This window comes from Phytomonospora sp. NPDC050363, assembly GCF_040655735.1.
Lineage (GTDB): Bacteria > Actinomycetota > Actinomycetes > Mycobacteriales > Micromonosporaceae > Phytomonospora.
The window spans coordinates 298,216-313,398 of sequence record NZ_JBFAKK010000005.1 but is presented as its reverse complement, the minus strand read 5'-3'; the positions used below and the strand labels follow the sequence as shown (position 1 = coordinate 313,398).

The 15,183-nt window shown below is 70.9% G+C and carries 18 protein-coding genes and 1 tRNA gene; 9 read left to right on the top strand and 10 right to left on the bottom strand.

Features of this window, described 5'->3' with window-relative positions:
- Positions 1 to 116: 116 nt before the first annotated feature.
- The 3 genes from AB0I28_RS16025 (at position 117) to rnhA (ending at position 1,772) form a co-directional block, all read left to right on the top strand.
- Positions 117 to 827, top strand: a complete 711-nt coding sequence (locus tag AB0I28_RS16025; RefSeq protein ID WP_357493795.1) for a lysophospholipid acyltransferase family protein — start codon at positions 117 to 119, stop codon at positions 825 to 827.
- Between the two features lie 68 nt (positions 828 to 895).
- Positions 896 to 1,261, top strand: a complete 366-nt coding sequence (locus AB0I28_RS16020) for a hypothetical protein (protein WP_357493794.1) — start codon at positions 896 to 898, stop codon at positions 1,259 to 1,261.
- 49 nt (positions 1,262 to 1,310) lie between these two features.
- The gene (gene rnhA / locus AB0I28_RS16015; RefSeq protein ID WP_357493792.1) at positions 1,311 to 1,772 is read left to right on the top strand and encodes a ribonuclease HI; all 462 of its coding nucleotides are present in this window, start codon (positions 1,311 to 1,313) and stop codon (positions 1,770 to 1,772) included.
- A gap of 30 nt (positions 1,773 to 1,802) precedes the next feature.
- Here the strand turns inward: rnhA and AB0I28_RS16010 are convergent, their stop codons facing one another.
- Positions 1,803 to 2,075 (bottom strand): SAV_915 family protein, encoded by a 273-nt coding sequence (locus tag AB0I28_RS16010; protein ID WP_357493790.1) that lies wholly within the window; start codon positions 2,073 to 2,075, stop codon positions 1,803 to 1,805.
- Positions 2,076 to 2,339: 264 nt separating this feature from the next.
- Between AB0I28_RS16010 and AB0I28_RS16005 the strand changes: the two genes are divergently transcribed.
- Entirely contained in the window at positions 2,340 to 3,134 is a 795-nt protein-coding gene (locus AB0I28_RS16005) for a polyprenol monophosphomannose synthase (protein WP_357493788.1), read from the top strand.
- A gap of 3 nt (positions 3,135 to 3,137) precedes the next feature.
- Here AB0I28_RS16005 and AB0I28_RS16000 read toward each other — a convergent pair whose 3' ends face one another.
- From AB0I28_RS16000 to AB0I28_RS15985, 4 genes are all read right to left on the bottom strand, one after another.
- A complete protein-coding gene (locus tag AB0I28_RS16000; protein ID WP_357493786.1) occupies positions 3,138 to 3,917 on the bottom strand; it encodes a class I SAM-dependent methyltransferase in 780 nt (259 codons plus the stop codon).
- Positions 3,918 to 4,002: 85 nt separating this feature from the next.
- Positions 4,003 to 4,398 (bottom strand): hypothetical protein, encoded by a 396-nt coding sequence (locus tag AB0I28_RS15995; RefSeq protein ID WP_357493784.1) that lies wholly within the window; start codon positions 4,396 to 4,398, stop codon positions 4,003 to 4,005.
- A 230-nt stretch (positions 4,399 to 4,628) separates the two neighbouring features.
- Positions 4,629 to 5,231, bottom strand: coding sequence for a histidine phosphatase family protein (locus tag AB0I28_RS15990; protein ID WP_357493782.1), 603 nt, complete (start codon positions 5,229 to 5,231; stop codon positions 4,629 to 4,631).
- A 53-nt stretch (positions 5,232 to 5,284) separates the two neighbouring features.
- Positions 5,285 to 6,355 carry a PEP/pyruvate-binding domain-containing protein gene (locus tag AB0I28_RS15985; protein WP_357493780.1) on the bottom strand — a complete coding sequence of 357 codons (1,071 nt, stop codon included), beginning with the start codon at positions 6,353 to 6,355 and terminating at the stop codon, positions 5,285 to 5,287.
- A gap of 137 nt (positions 6,356 to 6,492) precedes the next feature.
- Between AB0I28_RS15985 and AB0I28_RS15980 the strand changes: the two genes are divergently transcribed.
- Positions 6,493 to 6,864 carry a DNA-binding protein gene (locus tag AB0I28_RS15980; protein ID WP_357493778.1) on the top strand — a complete coding sequence of 124 codons (372 nt, stop codon included), beginning with the start codon at positions 6,493 to 6,495 and terminating at the stop codon, positions 6,862 to 6,864.
- Positions 6,861 to 7,511, top strand: a complete 651-nt coding sequence (locus AB0I28_RS15975; RefSeq protein WP_357493776.1) for a transcriptional regulator — start codon at positions 6,861 to 6,863, stop codon at positions 7,509 to 7,511. Before AB0I28_RS15980 ends, AB0I28_RS15975 begins: the two co-directional genes overlap by 4 nt.
- Positions 7,512 to 8,902: 1,391 nt before the next feature.
- Here AB0I28_RS15975 and AB0I28_RS15970 read toward each other — a convergent pair.
- Both AB0I28_RS15970 and AB0I28_RS15965 read right to left on the bottom strand, forming a co-directional pair.
- Positions 8,903 to 8,975: transfer RNA gene (locus tag AB0I28_RS15970), tRNA-Ala, on the bottom strand.
- A gap of 61 nt (positions 8,976 to 9,036) precedes the next feature.
- On the bottom strand, positions 9,037 to 10,557 hold the full coding sequence (locus AB0I28_RS15965) for a glycosyltransferase family 39 protein (RefSeq protein ID WP_357493774.1): 1,521 nt from the start codon (positions 10,555 to 10,557) through the stop codon (positions 9,037 to 9,039).
- Positions 10,558 to 10,580: 23 nt separating this feature from the next.
- Here AB0I28_RS15965 and rsmI point away from each other — a divergent pair, with 23 nt between their 5' ends.
- Together rsmI and AB0I28_RS15955 are read left to right on the top strand one after the other, a co-directional pair.
- Positions 10,581 to 11,450 carry a 16S rRNA (cytidine(1402)-2'-O)-methyltransferase gene (gene rsmI / locus AB0I28_RS15960; RefSeq protein ID WP_357493773.1) on the top strand — a complete coding sequence of 290 codons (870 nt, stop codon included), beginning with the start codon at positions 10,581 to 10,583 and terminating at the stop codon, positions 11,448 to 11,450.
- Positions 11,443 to 12,237 carry a VIT1/CCC1 transporter family protein gene (locus AB0I28_RS15955; RefSeq protein ID WP_357493771.1) on the top strand — a complete coding sequence of 265 codons (795 nt, stop codon included), beginning with the start codon at positions 11,443 to 11,445 and terminating at the stop codon, positions 12,235 to 12,237. The genes rsmI and AB0I28_RS15955 overlap by 8 nt, the downstream gene beginning before the upstream one ends.
- On the opposite strand, the gene AB0I28_RS15950 is transcribed toward AB0I28_RS15955, so the two are convergent.
- The 3 genes from AB0I28_RS15950 to AB0I28_RS15940 all read right to left on the bottom strand — a co-directional run bounded on the left by AB0I28_RS15950 (position 12,198) and on the right by AB0I28_RS15940 (position 13,723).
- Entirely contained in the window at positions 12,198 to 12,632 is a 435-nt protein-coding gene (locus AB0I28_RS15950; protein ID WP_357493769.1) for a DUF6463 family protein, read from the bottom strand. The genes AB0I28_RS15955 and AB0I28_RS15950 overlap by 40 nt on opposite strands.
- Positions 12,633 to 12,683: 51 nt before the next feature.
- Positions 12,684 to 13,157 (bottom strand): hypothetical protein, encoded by a 474-nt coding sequence (locus AB0I28_RS15945; RefSeq protein WP_357493767.1) that lies wholly within the window; start codon positions 13,155 to 13,157, stop codon positions 12,684 to 12,686.
- A 77-nt stretch (positions 13,158 to 13,234) separates the two neighbouring features.
- Positions 13,235 to 13,723, bottom strand: a complete 489-nt coding sequence (locus AB0I28_RS15940; RefSeq protein ID WP_357493765.1) for a MarR family transcriptional regulator — start codon at positions 13,721 to 13,723, stop codon at positions 13,235 to 13,237.
- A gap of 69 nt (positions 13,724 to 13,792) precedes the next feature.
- Here AB0I28_RS15940 and AB0I28_RS15935 point away from each other — a divergent pair, with 69 nt between their 5' ends.
- Entirely contained in the window at positions 13,793 to 15,163 is a 1,371-nt protein-coding gene (locus AB0I28_RS15935) for an NAD(P)/FAD-dependent oxidoreductase (protein ID WP_357493763.1), read from the top strand.
- The last annotated feature ends 20 nt before the right edge of the window (positions 15,164 to 15,183 follow it).

Genomic DNA, 15,183 nt, shown 5'->3' with positions numbered 1-15,183 from the left:
CGCCGCCCGGTCTACCTAAACGACCGACGCTACCCACCACCCCACAAGATCACAATCCCTCGCATTCCCCCCACCGCCCTCAGCCACGGCACAGCCCGGGCCACTACCCTTGCGCCATGTCGGACCTCGTGTACCCGCCGGTCATCGCCGCGGCCAAGCTCCTGTTCCGCGTCCTCGACCTGCGGATCCGGGTCGAGGGCGCGCAGAACATCCCTCGCGAGGGCGGCGCGGTCATCGCCTGCAACCACGTGAGCTACCTCGACTTCATCTTCGCCGGCTACGGCGCCCAGCCCGCCAAGCGGCTGGTGCGCTTCATGGCGAAGAAGTCGGTCTTCGGCAACAAGATCTCCGGCCCGCTGATGCGCGGGATGCACCACATCCCCGTCGACCGGGCCAGCGGCCAGCGCGCCTACGAGGAGGCGGTGGCCGCGCTGAAGGACGGCGAGGTCGTCGGCGTGTTCCCCGAGGCCACGATCAGCCGGTCGTTCACCGTCAAGGAGATCAAGAGCGGCGCGGTCCGGATGGCCGCCGAGGCCGGCGTGCCGCTGGTCCCGATGGCCCTGTGGGGCAGTCAGCGGCTGTGGACGAAGGGCCGCAAGAAGGAGCTCACGAAGCGGCACGTCCCGGTGACCATCATCGCCGGTGAGCCGCTGCCCTCGCAGGGCCCGCCTGACGACGTCACCGCCGAACTGCGCGTGCGCATGACCGAACTCCTCGACCGCGCGCAGCGCACCTACCCCGATCAGCCCGTCGCGCGCGACGACTGGTGGCAGCCGGCTCACCTGGGCGGTTCGGCACCGACGCCGGAAGAGGCACGCGGGGACTGACGTCCTACAATGCCGGGTCCCGGCTTCACGTACACATCACCCCTGGCCGGGCCGACAAGGAGCCAAGCATGATCCTCTGGGGATGGCGGACGACCGTCCGTCACCTGGCCACCGTCGTCTACATGTGCAGCCAGACGGGGCAGCAGGCCGGCTACGCGGTGCTCAAGCGCGTCACGAAGTTCACGCTGTTCTTCATCCCGCTCTTCCCGCTGTCCGTCAAGTACACGCTCGAGTGCTCGCTGTGCGGCGAGTCGCGCAAGATCTCCCGCGAGGACGCCGACCAGGCCGTCGCCTCGCAGGGCCACAACCAGCAGCACCACCACTCCCAGGGCGGGCACCCGACGCCTCCCCCGCAGCAGCAGCCGTACCCGGCCCCGCAGCAGATCCCGGGCCAGTACCCGCAGCAGCAGGCGCAGCCCCAGCAGTACCACTAGTCCACCGTCGGGCGCGGCCCTCGCGGGCCGCGCCCGATATCGTGCCCTGGTGGCAGAGCAGACCGTGGACATCTACACCGACGGCGCGTGCAGCGGCAATCCCGGCCCGGGCGGGTGGGGCGCGCTGCTGCGCTACGGCCCGCATGAGAAGGAACTCTGCGGCGGTGAGGCGGGCGAGACCACGAACAACCGCATGGAGCTGACCGCGCCGATCGAGGCGCTGAACCTGCTCACCCGGCGTTCGGAGGTCCGCATCCACACCGACTCGACCTACGTCCGCGACGGCATCACCAAGTGGGTGCCCCGCTGGAAGGTCAACGGCTGGCGGACCTCCGACAAGAAGCCGGTCAAGAACTCCGACCTCTGGCGGGCCCTCGATGAGGCCGTGACCAGGCACGACGTCGCGTGGTTCTGGGTGAAGGGCCACGCCGGGCATGTCGAGAACGAGCGCGCCGACCGGCTGGCCGCGCGCGGTCTCGCCGAAGCGGTCGCGGCGGTCGCGGCCGTCTAGTCCGCGACCACGATGTCGCGGAGGCGCGGGTCAGCCGCGAGCGGCGGGACTGTCGTCGGCGACGCTGACCGGGTCGACCTGGATGCGGTAGACGCCGAGGGGCTTGAGCATGGTCCGCAGGGCCGGCTCGGACAGGCGGATCCAGCTCTGGGTGTCGCCCATGGCGGCGACGAGGCGGTCGAGGGCGGTGAACGCGAAGGCCACGCGCCCGCCTTCGCGGAGGCGGCAGGTGCGGACGACGACGGCGTCGATGAGGCGCGCGGGCCGGACGGGGACGTAGAGAACAGATGCGGGCTCGTCCACGGTGGTGCTCCTAGCTACAGGTGGTCACCGCCACGCGGCGGTGTGCTCTCGACGCTAGGCCGCCGCGCGCGCGTCGCCGGGCCCACTGACGGGATCGCGACATCGCCGGCGCCGACCGCGATGCGGTCTTGACGCCCGGGGCACCCGCGACCGCCGTCGGCGGCGGGTGAGGAGGCGACGCACAGCGGCGGCGCGGGCGCACAACGGGCGTCCCGGTAGCATCGTCCGGATCCCCCGCAGAACGCCACGGACACGGAGAGTTTGATGGACACAGCCCATACGCCGGAAGCGATCGCACTACCGTCGCCATGGTCGGACAGCAGTGTCGCCATCGTGGTCCCGACCTACAACGAGCGCGACAACATGCGCGAGCTCCTCGACCGGGTCGCGGCCCTCCCCCTGACGAACCTGCGGGTCATCATCGTCGACGACGGCTCCCCCGACGGCACCGCCGACGAGGCCGAGCTGATCGGCAAGGAGTTCACCGAGTCGCGGCCCGACTTCGTGACCGTCCTGCGCCGCACCACCAAGGACGGCCTCGGGCGCGCCTACATCGCCGGTTTCGGCCTGGCGCTGTCCACCGACGCCGACTACATCGTGCAGATGGACGCCGACCTCAGCCACCCGCCCGAGTACATCCCGGCGCTGCTCGGCGGGCTGCTGTCGACCGGCGCGAGCATGGTCATCGGCAGCCGCTACGTCTCCGGCGGCTCACTGGCCGACGAGTGGAAACTGCACCGCCGCTTCCTGTCGGGCTGGGCCAACGTCTACGTCAACACCATCCTGGGCCTGCACATCCGCGACGCCACCGCCGGATTCAAGATCTGGACGCGCGAGGCCCTCGTCGCCGCCGAACTCGACAACCTGCACAGCCAGGGGTACAGCTTCCAGGTCGAGATGAACTACGTGACGAAACTGGCCGGCGGGAAGATCGTGGAGATCCCCATCCGCTTCCACGAGCGCAGCGCCGGCGTGAGCAAGATGAGCCTCAACGTCAAGATCGAGTCGGCGAAACTCCCCTTCCGGCTCCGCTTCGGCGGCCGCCGCAAACGGGCGTAAGGGCTAGCCGCCCCCCGCCATCGGCCGGCCCCAGGTCACCGTCGCCTTCACGTCCATCTCCAGCACCCCGTCGACCGCGTACGGCATGACGACCTCGGTCAGCGCGCGGTCGAAGGCGACGGCCTCCTCGGCGGGCATGAGCTCCCGAGCCAGGCTCGACATGGAGTGGTACTGCTCCACATAGGACTCGACCGGCTGACGAAGACCCACCGGACCGACCCCGGCGCTGCCGGCCACCTCGAAGTGCCCGCTCTTCGTGACCAGGTCGATGACGGAGAAGTCCGGGTCGTAGTCCGGATTGCGCGAGTGCCGCACGATCACCTCGATCATGGCCGCACGCCACGGAACCTCGTCCGCCCCATGCCCCACGATCGCCAGGTACGCGCCGGGGACCGTGACCTCCACCAGCCGCGCCATCAGGGCGGGCCATGCCATCCAGTGCAAACTCGCACCCGCCGTGACCAGCCCGTAGGGCCCGGAGAGCGCGGTGGTCTCGGCCGCCCCCTCGATCCAGCGCAAGTTCTCCCGCCGCCCACCCGGCCGCTCACGCCCCACCGCGATCATCGCCGCCGACACGTCGACCGCGTCCACCCGCCCCACCCGCTCGGCCAGAGGCCGGGCAAGAGCGCCCTCCCCCGCGCCGATGTCAAGGACGGCAGGGGATTCGTCGACGACAAGACCGGCGAGGACGTCGAAGACCCCCGCCGGATAAGGCGGGCGGTGCCGATAGGCGGCGGCGACGCCCTCGTGGGCGAAGACGGCGGCGAAGTCGGAGCGTTCCATCCCGCGATCGTGTCACCACACGACCCCGCTGTCAGCCCCCGGCGGGTGGGGTGGGGTGAGGTTCCAGAGTCGCCCGCCCCCGCGCTTAAGCCATCGCCTCGCGCAGCGTCAGGTTCGGATTCTCACCGCACCGGTATGCGACGTTGTACACCGTCCACGGGTGGCCGGCGTCGGCGAGCCCGAGTTCCAGCCCGATGCGCTTCACCGCTTCGTCACGAGTCATGGCGTCGGTCAGCAGAAACTGTTCGCAGGTCGAATCGGCGTCGAGGGTCGCCGCGTCCACGGCTTCGGACACCGCTCCGATGATTTTGATTCCACCCCAGATGATCGCCACGACAATGATCACCGCGACGACCGCGAGGACGCCTCCGAATTGAGTCGAACGTTTACTCTGGTCGATGTCGGCGTTTCCTCCGACGGCGATCGACCTTTTACCCGAGGCCGTTGTCGTGCGTGTCTCATGGCGAACGCTCTGCACCATGGTCGGGCGTTCCTGGTTCGCAACGGCCGCGCGCAGTGCCGCGGCGAAGGAGGGGTCGTCCTCGATCGCCTCGGCGATCGTCCTGGTGAGGACGAGCCGCGCCTCACCGCTCTTCCCGACGCACGCCTGCGCGCGGGAGCGAGCCTCCTCGTGTTCTCGCCTCCCGTGCTCACCTCTCGCCGCTTCTCGGCCATACGCCAACCCGCGAAGCCCACCCCGGTCCTGTCCGGTCAGGGCCGCGTCGCCGGGGGAAACCCCGTCCAGCGCAGTTCGGGGCGCAGGTGGCTCATGTCGTTGAACATCGTGATGCCCGGCGGGGTGCCGGGCCGGTACTCGATGACGGTCAGTGCCGCGTTCGCGCTGTTCAGGCCGAGCCACTGGACCGGCGGCGCGGCGAGCGCGTCGCGGACGAGCCACGCGATGGGGTAGGCGTGGGTGATGAGTACTTCGTGTACGTCGTCGCCTTGGTCGGGCGCGCACGCGAACCGGGAGGTGAGGCTGTCGGCGATAGCGTTTCCCGCGGCCGCCTCGGCGGGGCTGTATCCGTCGAAGAACGCAGTCCACGAGGGGGGAGTCTCGTCGGTCGTGGGGACGTAGGGGACGTGGTCGATGAGTTCGAGGGCCTCACCGACTTGCGGGTTGCCGCCGAGGAACACGTCGAGCTCGCGGGCGGTCGCCGCCGCGCGCGGCAGCGGCGAGTGCCAGACGGCGCCGACGGGAAGGGGTGCCAGCCGTTTGCCGAGTAGCCGGGCCTGCTCCCGGCCGGTGGCGGTGAGCTCGCCGAACGCGTCGGCCTCGCCGTGGCGGGCGATGTAGAGATACCTGGTCGCCATGGGTGTGTCGGGAGGACGGGCCTCCCGTTCTCCTCTCTCGTTGCGGTGGCCGGTCAGTGCGGGGTAAGGGTTCCCGCAGTGCCGTCGAGGGTGACGCGTGCGCCGTCGTGGACGCGTGTCATGGCGCCGGTGATGCCGAGCACGGCGGGGATGCCGTACTCGCGGGCGACGATCGCCGCATGGGAGAGCGTCCCGCCGATCTCGGTGACGACGCCGCCCGCGATCGTGAACAGGGGTGTCCAGGCCGGGTCGGTGTAGGGGCAGATGACGATGTCGCCGGCCTGTACCCGCTGGAAGTCGCCGGGGCCGCCGACGATTCGCGCGGTGCCGGTCGCGACACCATGGGCACCGGGCGCTCCACGCAGCGCGGCGGCGGCGAACGACGGGGACCCGTTCGGCGCCGGCGGAAGTGGGGCCGTGACAGGGCGGGCCTGCAACAGCCACGTCGTGCCCCCGGCGACGGCCCACTCGATGTCCTGAGAGCCACCGAAAAGCCCCGCGACGCGGCCGCCGAGTGCAGCCAAGTGGGCAGCGGCGGCGTCGGAGAGTGCGGGCAAGGCGCGCTGGTGTTCGGGGACTCCGCGGGCGACGACGCCGGCGTTCCCCTCGTGGCGATCGAGTCGAGTCGTCTTGTCGCCGATGGTGCGGCCGACCGTTCCGTCCGCACCCACCTCGAAGGCATCCGGAGTGACCGTTCCGCCGACCACGGTGAGACCGAGTCCCCAGCTCGCCTCAATGCGAGTGGAGTCGCCGGGACGGGAAGGAGTGAACATCACGCCCGAGACCTCGGCGTCGATGTGGCGCTGAACGAGGACGGCCATCGGCGGCACCGATGAGGTCGTGCCGCCCGCGTGGCGCCAGTAGTCGGCGACACGGGCGGCGGAGGCCGAGTCCCAGCAGTCGCGGATCGCGTCAGTGACAGCCTTCGCGCCCTGGACGGCGAGGAAACTCTCGTACTGACCGGCGGCGGAGGCGCCCGGGGTGTCCTCGTTCGCGGCCGAAGAGCGCACGGCGACCGGCGGATCCCCCATCCGCGCAAGGGCTTCGGCGACCACGCGGCGGAGGGCGTCGAGGTCGGCCCGGTGGGCGGCGAAGGGGACGGCGAATCCCTCAGGGACCGGCATCCCTTCCCGCAGGAGGGCACCGAGAGTGGCGGCCTTGCCGCCACAGGTGTCCCGAGCCGCGTCCGCAAGTCTCGTTAGCATGACCACCCATCAACACTATGTTGACAACATTTCGTTGATTGTGCAGGATGGTGGCCATGGAAAGCAAGCACGACCACGCGCACGCCCAACGCGAACGCGAGGCGCAGGACCGGCTCCGCGAACTCGGCGGCGACGCCCTCGGCCCCCGCCCCTGGCGCCCGGCACCCGTCCCGCCGACCGCGGTCGACCTGACGCAGTTCGCCCTCTGGCGCTCGGCCGATCTCACACCCGACGACCTCCTCGCCGCGCTCACGATGCTCCCGGCGGCACGCGCGGAAGTCGAGGGCGTGGAGATCGGACTGCTGTTCACCGCACGCAACGCCGGACTCACCTGGTCGCAAATAGCCGAGGCGACCGGCTTCCGCTCACCGCAGGCATGCCAGCAGTACTACACGCGGATGACCGCACGACAGGGAGAAAAGGCATGACCCGACAGTCACCGACCGACCTGCGGATCCTCCACGCCGTGCGGCTCCTCGGCTTCGCCGACGACACGGCGATCGCCACCCGCGCCGCCGCCTCCCCCGACGAGGTCGCGGAGTGGCTCCGGACCGGCGAAGGTCAAGGGTGGGTGCAGCAGTTCGCCTTCGCCGACCTGCGGGGCTGGTCGCTCAGCGAGACGGGCAAGGCCGAGAACGAACGGCGGCTCGCCGAGGAACGGGCCGAAGCCGATCCCGAGCGGAGGATCGAGGAGGTCTACCGGGAGTTCTTGCCGCTGAACGCGAGGTTGTTGAAGGCCTGCACGGACTGGCAGATGAAGCCGGGGACGGATGGGCGCCTCACAACGAACCGGCACGAGGACAAGGGCTGGGACGAGCAGGTGCTGGAGGAGCTGAGGCTGCTCAGCGAGGAGCTGGATCCGTTGGTGGGGCGGCTACGCGGGGTGCTGGCGAGGTTCGCGGGATACGACCTGCGGTTCGAGCGAGCATGGAGCCGGGCCCGGGCAGGGGAGACGGAGTGGGTGGACAAGTCGGATGTGGACTCGTGCCACCGGGTGTGGTTCCAACTGCACGAGGATTTGGTGGCGACGCTGGGCGTGGACCGTAGCGAGGAGGGGAGAGTGGGGGCCGGGTAAAGGTGGGGCAGCGGTGGGGTAGAAGCGCGGCGGGGTTGGAGCGGAGGACTTGCGGCCCCGAGCCCGACCGAGGCTAAAGATGTGGGGCCGGGAGCGGGGCGAGGCAGGGCGGGGCAGGGGGCAGCGCGACGGCGGGGGCGGGGGCGAGGGCGGGAGGGCGAGGGCGGGCGCGGGCGGGCGCGGGGGCGGGATCCGCCGGACGAACAGGGCGAGAGGGCGAGGGTGAGGGCGGGAAAGAGAGGGCGGGCGATGCGTGCGGCTGCCGTCCGAACCAGCGTGTGAGCCGCTGTTGGCCGAACCACCCCGTGCGCAGCTGACGGCCGAGCCACCCCGTGCGCGGCTGCCGGCCGGACCACCCCGTGTGCGGCTGTTGGCCGGACCGACTCGTGTGCGGCTGCCGCTGACGTCTTCGGCGTCCGCGAGCCGTGCGAAGCACGGCAGAAGGCTTCCCTGGAGGTGTGTTTCCGTCGGTCGGCCGGTGATTGGACCTACCTGGGGGTTCTGGCGGGGTCAAGGGCGCACTTTCCCTTGACCCCGACAGGTCCCCCAGGTGCCCTTGAACCAGCCGTGAGACGGAAACACCCCACGTCACAACCGCGACCTTCTGCAGGGTGAAGCGCCAGTGGGGCGCCAGCCAGAAACCCGAAGCACCCCACCGTTTCCAGAGCGAGGCCCGGGGTCTGGGGCAGCGCCCCAGGAACTCACGCCGGGAACCGCAGCAGCCGCACGAGATGGAAGCGAGCGACGGGAGAAGGGGCGAGCGCGCAGCCGCAAGACGCAGAGGGACGAAGGGCAGAGGTGGAGGTGGAGGAACGAAGGCGCGAAGGGGCGGAGGTGCGGAGGTGCCTGCATGACGCGAGGCGCGAGGGCACGGAGGCGCAGAGGCGCGAGGCGCGGAGGCGCGGAGGCGCGGAGGCGCGGAGGTCACGGAGGTCACGGAGGGGGCGGCGGACCGGAGGCACGAAGCCTCAGAAACGTGGATGCAAGGCGCGGAGAGGCGGGGCGGGGCCCAGAGGCACGGAGGCGCAGACGTGACGCAAGGCGAGGACGCGAAGGCGCGACGACGCAGGAGCAGACGGGGCACGGTGAAAGGCGCCGCAAGCTGGCCCGCAGGCATGAGGGCAAAGCGGAGACCGTAGACCAACGGCGGCAAGGACGCGCTGAGGCAACACCGCCCGCCAGCCAGAGTCACTGTGGCCGACCCCACACCCGCACCCACACCCGCGAGCCCGCCCGCACCCCACACCCGCGAGCCCGCCCGCACCCCACACCCGCGAGCCCGCCCCCGAAACCAGTCCCCCCAAAACCAAGCCGTCCCCCCGAAGAACCAAGCCGTCCCCCGAAAACCAAGAAAGACCCGGCCCCCTCACGGGAACCGGGCCTTGACTCGGTGGAGCTGAGGAGATTCGAACTCCTGGCCTCCTCGATGCGAACGAGGCGCGCTACCAACTGCGCCACAGCCCCAGGTCACCCGCACGTGGCGAGTGAACCGGGGATTACCTTAACACGCCCCCCCAGGGCCCCATCAAATCCATAGCTTGTCGAGCCACATGCGCGCGTACCACTCGTCATACGGGATCGCCATACCGGTATAGATCGGGTAAAAGTACGCGAAGCACAACGCGATCACCGTGACGTACCCCGCGACGATGAAGGCCCCGGTCAGCCGTCGCTCCACTGTGGACGTGCGACTGTATCCGCCGATCATCCCCAGGGCGAACACGACCGCCAGGATCAAGAAGGGCTCAGCGGGCAACGCATAGAAGTAGAACATCGTACGGTCGGGATAGTTCAGCCACGGAAGGAAACCGGCGGCGACCGCGACCAGCAGCGCCCACGACCGCCAATCACGCTTGGCCAGCCCCCACACGATGATCGCGACCAGCGCGGGGATGAACGACCACCACAGCAGCGGCGTCCCGAGCAGCAGCACCTCGGCGGCGCAGGACCCGGCACCGCAGTCGACCTCGGTGCTCCAGTAGTAGGCGACGGGCCTGGCGTCGAGCAGCCACTGCCACGGCCACGACTGGTAGGTGTGCGGAGAGCTGAGTCCCTCATGGAACTCCAGCACTTCCTGGTGGTACTTGATGAGGTTGCTCAGCGCGCCCCAGACGGGCGGTTCGCTCTGCCCGTGCTCGGCGGCCCAGTGGCGGCCCCACCCGTCGTCGGTGACGAACCAGCCGGTCCACGTCGCGAGGTAGACCAGGGCGACGATCATCCCGAAGGCGAAGAGCCAGCCGAGTTCGTCGATGAGGGTGTCGCGGAAGGCGTGGGGGACGCCGACCGAACGGCGGGCGCGCCACTCCCACACGAAGATGAGCAGCATGAAGGCCGCGATGTACCAGACCGCGCTCCACTTGACGCCCAGCGCGCAACCGAGCATCACCGCGGCGGCCAGCCTCCACCAGGGGACGGCGAAGCCGGGCCGGCGGCGCTTGGGGTCGAGGCCGTTGTCCAGGGCGCTCAGCCAGCGGCGGCGCCGCTGCTCGCGGTCGCGGATCAGGAAGTAGAACCCGGCGAGCACGAAGACCATGAGGAACACGTCGAGCAGGGCGGTGCGGCCGGTGACGAAGGCCATCCCGTCGAGGGCCATCAGCAGTCCGGCGACGCCGGCCAGGACGGTCGACCCGAACAGGCGGCGCGCGATGCGGACGATCAGCAGGACGGAGATCAGCGAGGCGACGACCGCGGAGATGCGCCAGCCGAACTCGTTGAAACCGAAGAGCCACTCCCCCAGCGCGATGCACCACTTCCCCAGCGGGGGGTGGGCGACGAAGGCGCCGGTGTTGTTGCGGTCCTCCCACTCCACACCGTGGTGCAGCAGGTCCCAGGCGTCCTGGGCGTAGTAGACCTCGTCGAAGATCATGCCGCGGGGGTGGACGAGCCCGACCAGCCGCAGGACGGCGGCGATCGCCACGACGGCACCCGTGACGATCCAGCCGCGAAGGCGGTCGTCGGGGGCCGGGGGGGCGAGCCGGTCGCGGACGTCGGGGGCGACCGAGGGCACGCTGACGGCGGCGTCCTCCCGTTCGGCGATGGCGGTCATCCACGCGATCCTAAGCTGAGCGGGTGTCTACCGCAGCATCCGGCCGCTTGATCCTCCTTGGCGCGCCCCTGGGAAACCCCGCCGACGCCTCTCCCCGCATCGCCGAGATCCTCCGTACGGCCGACGTTGTCGCCGCTGAGGACACTCGCCGGCTCCAACGCCTCGCCCGCGAGATCGGCGTCTCACCCGAAGGGAAGGTGGTGTCGTACTTCGAGGGCAACGAGTCCGAAAGGGAGGCCGGCCTCATGGAGGTGCTGGAGGCGGGCTTCACCGTCGCGGTCATCTCCGACGGTGGAATGCCGAGCGTCTCCGACCCCGGCTACCGGCTCGTGCGGGCCGCGATCGACGCCGGGGTACCGGTCACCTCGGTGCCGGGCCCTTCGGCGGTGACGACGGCGCTGGCGGTGTCGGGACTGCCGTGCGACCGCTTCTGCTTCGAGGGGTTCCCGCCGAGGAAGCCCGGCGCGCGCCGGCAGCTGTTCGCCTCGCTGGCCGCCGAGCAGCGCACGATGGTGTTCTTCGAGTCGCCGCACCGCATCGAGGCGACCGTCGCCGACATGCGCGACGAGTTCGGCGCCGAGCGTCCGGCCGCGCTGTGCCGCGAGCTGACCAAGACCTACGAGGAGGTGCGGCGGGGGACGCTGGCGGAGCTGGCCGACTCGGTCGTCGCCGACGCGCCGCGCGGTGAGATCACTCTCGTCGTCGCCGGTGCCGAACCGCCGGAGCCCGCGGAGCTGTCCGACGCCGACATCGCCGAGGCCGTCGCGGTCCGCGAGGCCGACGGCATGTCCCGCAAGGAGGCGATGTCGGAGGTCGCGCAGCGCCACGGCCTCAAGCGCCGCGACGTGTTCGACGCCCTGCTGAGGGCCAAGGAGGACGAGGACGATGAGTGAGCACCGGCCCGACTGGGCGGCTCTGGCCCCCGACTGGGATCCGGCGAGCCGCACAGCCGAGTCCGACGCCGCTGCCGAGGAGACCCTCGACGACATCAAGCGGACCGCCGACCGGGTCGCCGGCGGCGGGATCCGCGCGGCGGTCCTCGGCGTCAACGACGGCCTGGTCACCAACCTCTGCCTGACGCTCGGCGTGGCGGGGGCGGCGACCGATCCGGGGACCGTGCGCCTGTCGGGGATGGCGAGCCTGCTGGCGGGCGCACTGTCGATGGCGGCGGGCGAGTGGGTGTCGGTGCGCAGTCAGGTCGAGGTCGCCGGCGGCATCGAGGGCTCACTGAACAAGGCGTGGCGGCTGTCCCCGCCGGTGGTCCTGTCGCGGCTGGCGGGGAGCATGCGGCAGCACGGCCTGGACGCCAGGACGGCCGAAAAGGCCAGCCGGGGCGTGCTGTCGGTGAAGCGGACGGCGGCCAAGGACAGCACGCGGATCCTCTTCGGGGTGGGGGCCGACGACTCCGGCTCCCCCGTGGTCGCGGCGGTCTCCTCGCTGCTGCTGTTCGCGCTGGGTGCCCTGGTCCCGCTGCTGCCGTGGTTCATCACCGACGGCGCCACGGCGGTGGCGTGGTCGGCGGCGGCCACGGCCGTCGCCTCACTGTCCGTCGGCGGATACCTGGGCGTCGGCTCGGGCCGCGGCCCGTGGTGGGGCGCGGCCCGGCAGCTGCTGATCGTCGCGATCGTCGCAGGGGGCACCTACGTGGTCGGCGACGTCTTCGGAGGGGCGGTCTTGTAGGCGGCGGTCTTGTAGGCGGCAACGAGCAGCAGCGTCGCGGGAATCAGGGTGAGCACGAACGGGGTGGGTTCGAGCAGGTAGGCGCCGAGTGCTCCCCACACGCCCACACCCCAGCCGACATATGCGGGCGGGGCCTCACCGCGCCTGCCGAGACGCACGACCAGGGCGCCCAGCAGGAGCAGCGGGAGCCCGAAACTGCCCAAGGAGAGCCAGAAGGCACCGGCCTCGGGCGGCAGCGCCGACATCGACATCTCCGACTCGCCGGACAGCCACAGCTCGCGAGCGAACCAGCCGGGGAGGTGGTCGGCCGAGATCACCAGGGTGCTCGCCAGGTGCAGCACACCGAGCGCCAGCAGGATGCCGCCGGCCCAGACCACTTTTCGCGAGGCACGCATGAGGGGCTCTCCTTCGATCGAGGTGTCGTTGTCCGTGAACGCGCCGGCGACCTAGGTGGCCTCGTGCCACACCGGCCGGCGGCTTCGGCTGCCGACCAGGGCCGCGACCCAGCCGGCCACCCACACCGCGCCGACCGCGAGCGCCGCCCAGGCCTGCCGGCCGGTCGGCTCCCAGTCGGGCGAGGAGGTCACGCCGGCGGCGCGCAGCGCGAAGCCGGCCACACCGGCGGCGATCATGGCCGCGCCGAGCCAGTTCGCGGCGAGCAGTGCCCAGCGCAGTGGGCGGGCGTTCGGCGGGCGGAGCAGCGCCAGGGCCGCCAGCGCGGCGGCCACGCCGACGGCGGCGTTCGCCAGCTGCGGGACGGTGGCGTCACCGAAGGCGGCGTTGGCCTCCGGTGTGACGTGGAAGCCGGCGAAACCGAGTTCGCCGATGACGGCGAAGTGCACCTTGCTCAGGGCGTAGGCGAGTCCGCCGCCGACGGCGACGAGGACGGGGGCCAAGGCTGCGCGACGGGCTTCGGTCATGCCTTCAGCCTCGCCCGGCGGCCGGGCCCGGCGACTCCCGCTCGGGCGGGGGCCCGGTCCCCCGAGTGGGGGAGGGTTCAGCGCCTGCGCTTGACGTACGGCTCGATGGTGCGGACGCGTTCCAGCTGGCGCTCGTAGATGCCTCGCGTGAGGCGCAGGAAACCGATGACGAGTTCCAGCTCCTCCTCGGTGTAGTCGACCGTGAGCCGGTCGCCCTCCTCGACCATCGGCTGGTAGATGCCTCCGGCGCGGTCGCGGATCACCTCGGTGGCGCGGACGACGACGCGGCGGCGGTCGCCCGGGTCGGGGCTGCGGGTGAGGTAGCCGAGCTTCTCCAGGCGGTCGAGCATGGCGGTGACGCTGCCGGTGGTGAGCCCCAGGTGGGCGCCGAGCTCGGTCGGGGCGGCCTCGCCGGCCGACAGGAGGTGTTCGAGGCAGCGCATGTCGGTGCGGTTGATGCCGAGGATCGTCGCCGCCCGCTCGTCGAAGGCGTCCACGGCCGACTGGTTCGCCTGCACCTCGGCGCCCAGGGTCGCGCGCAGCTCACCGAGGTTATTGCTTGACATTCAAGTAGCTCGACCTTCAAGATAGAATTGCTCGACAGTCGAGCTACATGATAACCAAGGGAGTTCGCGATGGCCCGCCACAGCGGAGGCGACGACCGCCTCCACGTCCTGATCATCGGCGCGGGCACCGGCGGCATGTGCCTGGCCCACGGCCTGCGCAACGCCGGGATCTCCGTGGCCGTCTACGAACGCGACAAGACCCGCGCCGACGGCCTGCACGGCTACCGGGTCGGCATCAGCCCGACCGGCGCGCGCTCGCTGCGCGAGTGCCTGTCCCCCGAACTCTTCGATACCTTCGTGGCCACCTGCGCCCGGCCCCCGCGGCATTTCAACGTCTACACCGAGAAGCTCGGACGGGTCGCGTCCTTCGAGATCGAACCGCCCGAGGACCCCGGCCAGGCCGAGCACTCCGTCTCCCGCATGACCCTGCGGCAGGTGCTGCTGTCCGACATGGACGACGTCGTCGAGTACGGCAAGACCTTCACCCGCTACGAGCAGACCCCCGACGGCAGGGTCACCGCCCACTTCGCCGACGGCACCACCGCCACCGGCGACCTCCTCGTCGCCGCCGACGGCACCAACTCCCCCGTGCGCCGCCAGTTCCTCCCCGACGCCGTCGTGCGCGACTCCGGCGTCATCGCCATCGCCGCGAAAGCCCCCTCGACGCCCGAGAACCGCGCCCTGGTGCCCGAGGTCGCCCTCAACGGCATCTCGACCTTCTTCGCCCCCAAGGGGCAGTTCATGATCCTGCACTCGATGGAGTTCCCCTGGGACCACGACGGCAAGGTCAAGGACGGCGTCGGCGGCAACGACGCCGAACTCATCGCCCGCTGGCCGGGCCTGCTCTACGACAACACCCGCGACTACCTCAACTGGGGCCTGTCGGCCTCCGCCGGCAAGTTCCCCGCCGACGTCATGAACCTGCGCGGCCCCGAACTGATGCGCGTCGCCCTCGACATGACCGGCGCGTGGCACGCCGACGTGCGCGAGCTCATGCGCCGCTCCGACCCCGCCAGCTGCTTCGCGGTGCGCATCCGCACCTCCGAACCCGTCGAAGCCTGGCAACCGGGCAACGTGACGCTCCTCGGCGACGCGATCCACACGATGACGCCGGGCATGGGCGTCGGCGCCAACACCGCCCTGCGGGACGCCACCCTGCTCACCCGCGAACTCGTCGCGGTCGCCGAAGGCGGAAAGAAGCTCACCGAGGCCGTCGGCGACTACGAGGCCGAGATGCTCCCCTACGGCACCGCGCGCGTCGCCGACTCGCTCGCGCAGAACGGGATGAGCGGCTCCGACCCCCTGCACCGGCCCTTCATCGGCCGGATCGTGCTGGCCGTGGCCCGCACCTTCTTCCGCGCCAACGACAAGATCCCCGCCCTGCGCCGCAGGTTCATCGCCGGACTGCGCGAATACCGGGGCTCCGACGCCGAGGCCTGAGGCGAACACCGAAAAGAAAG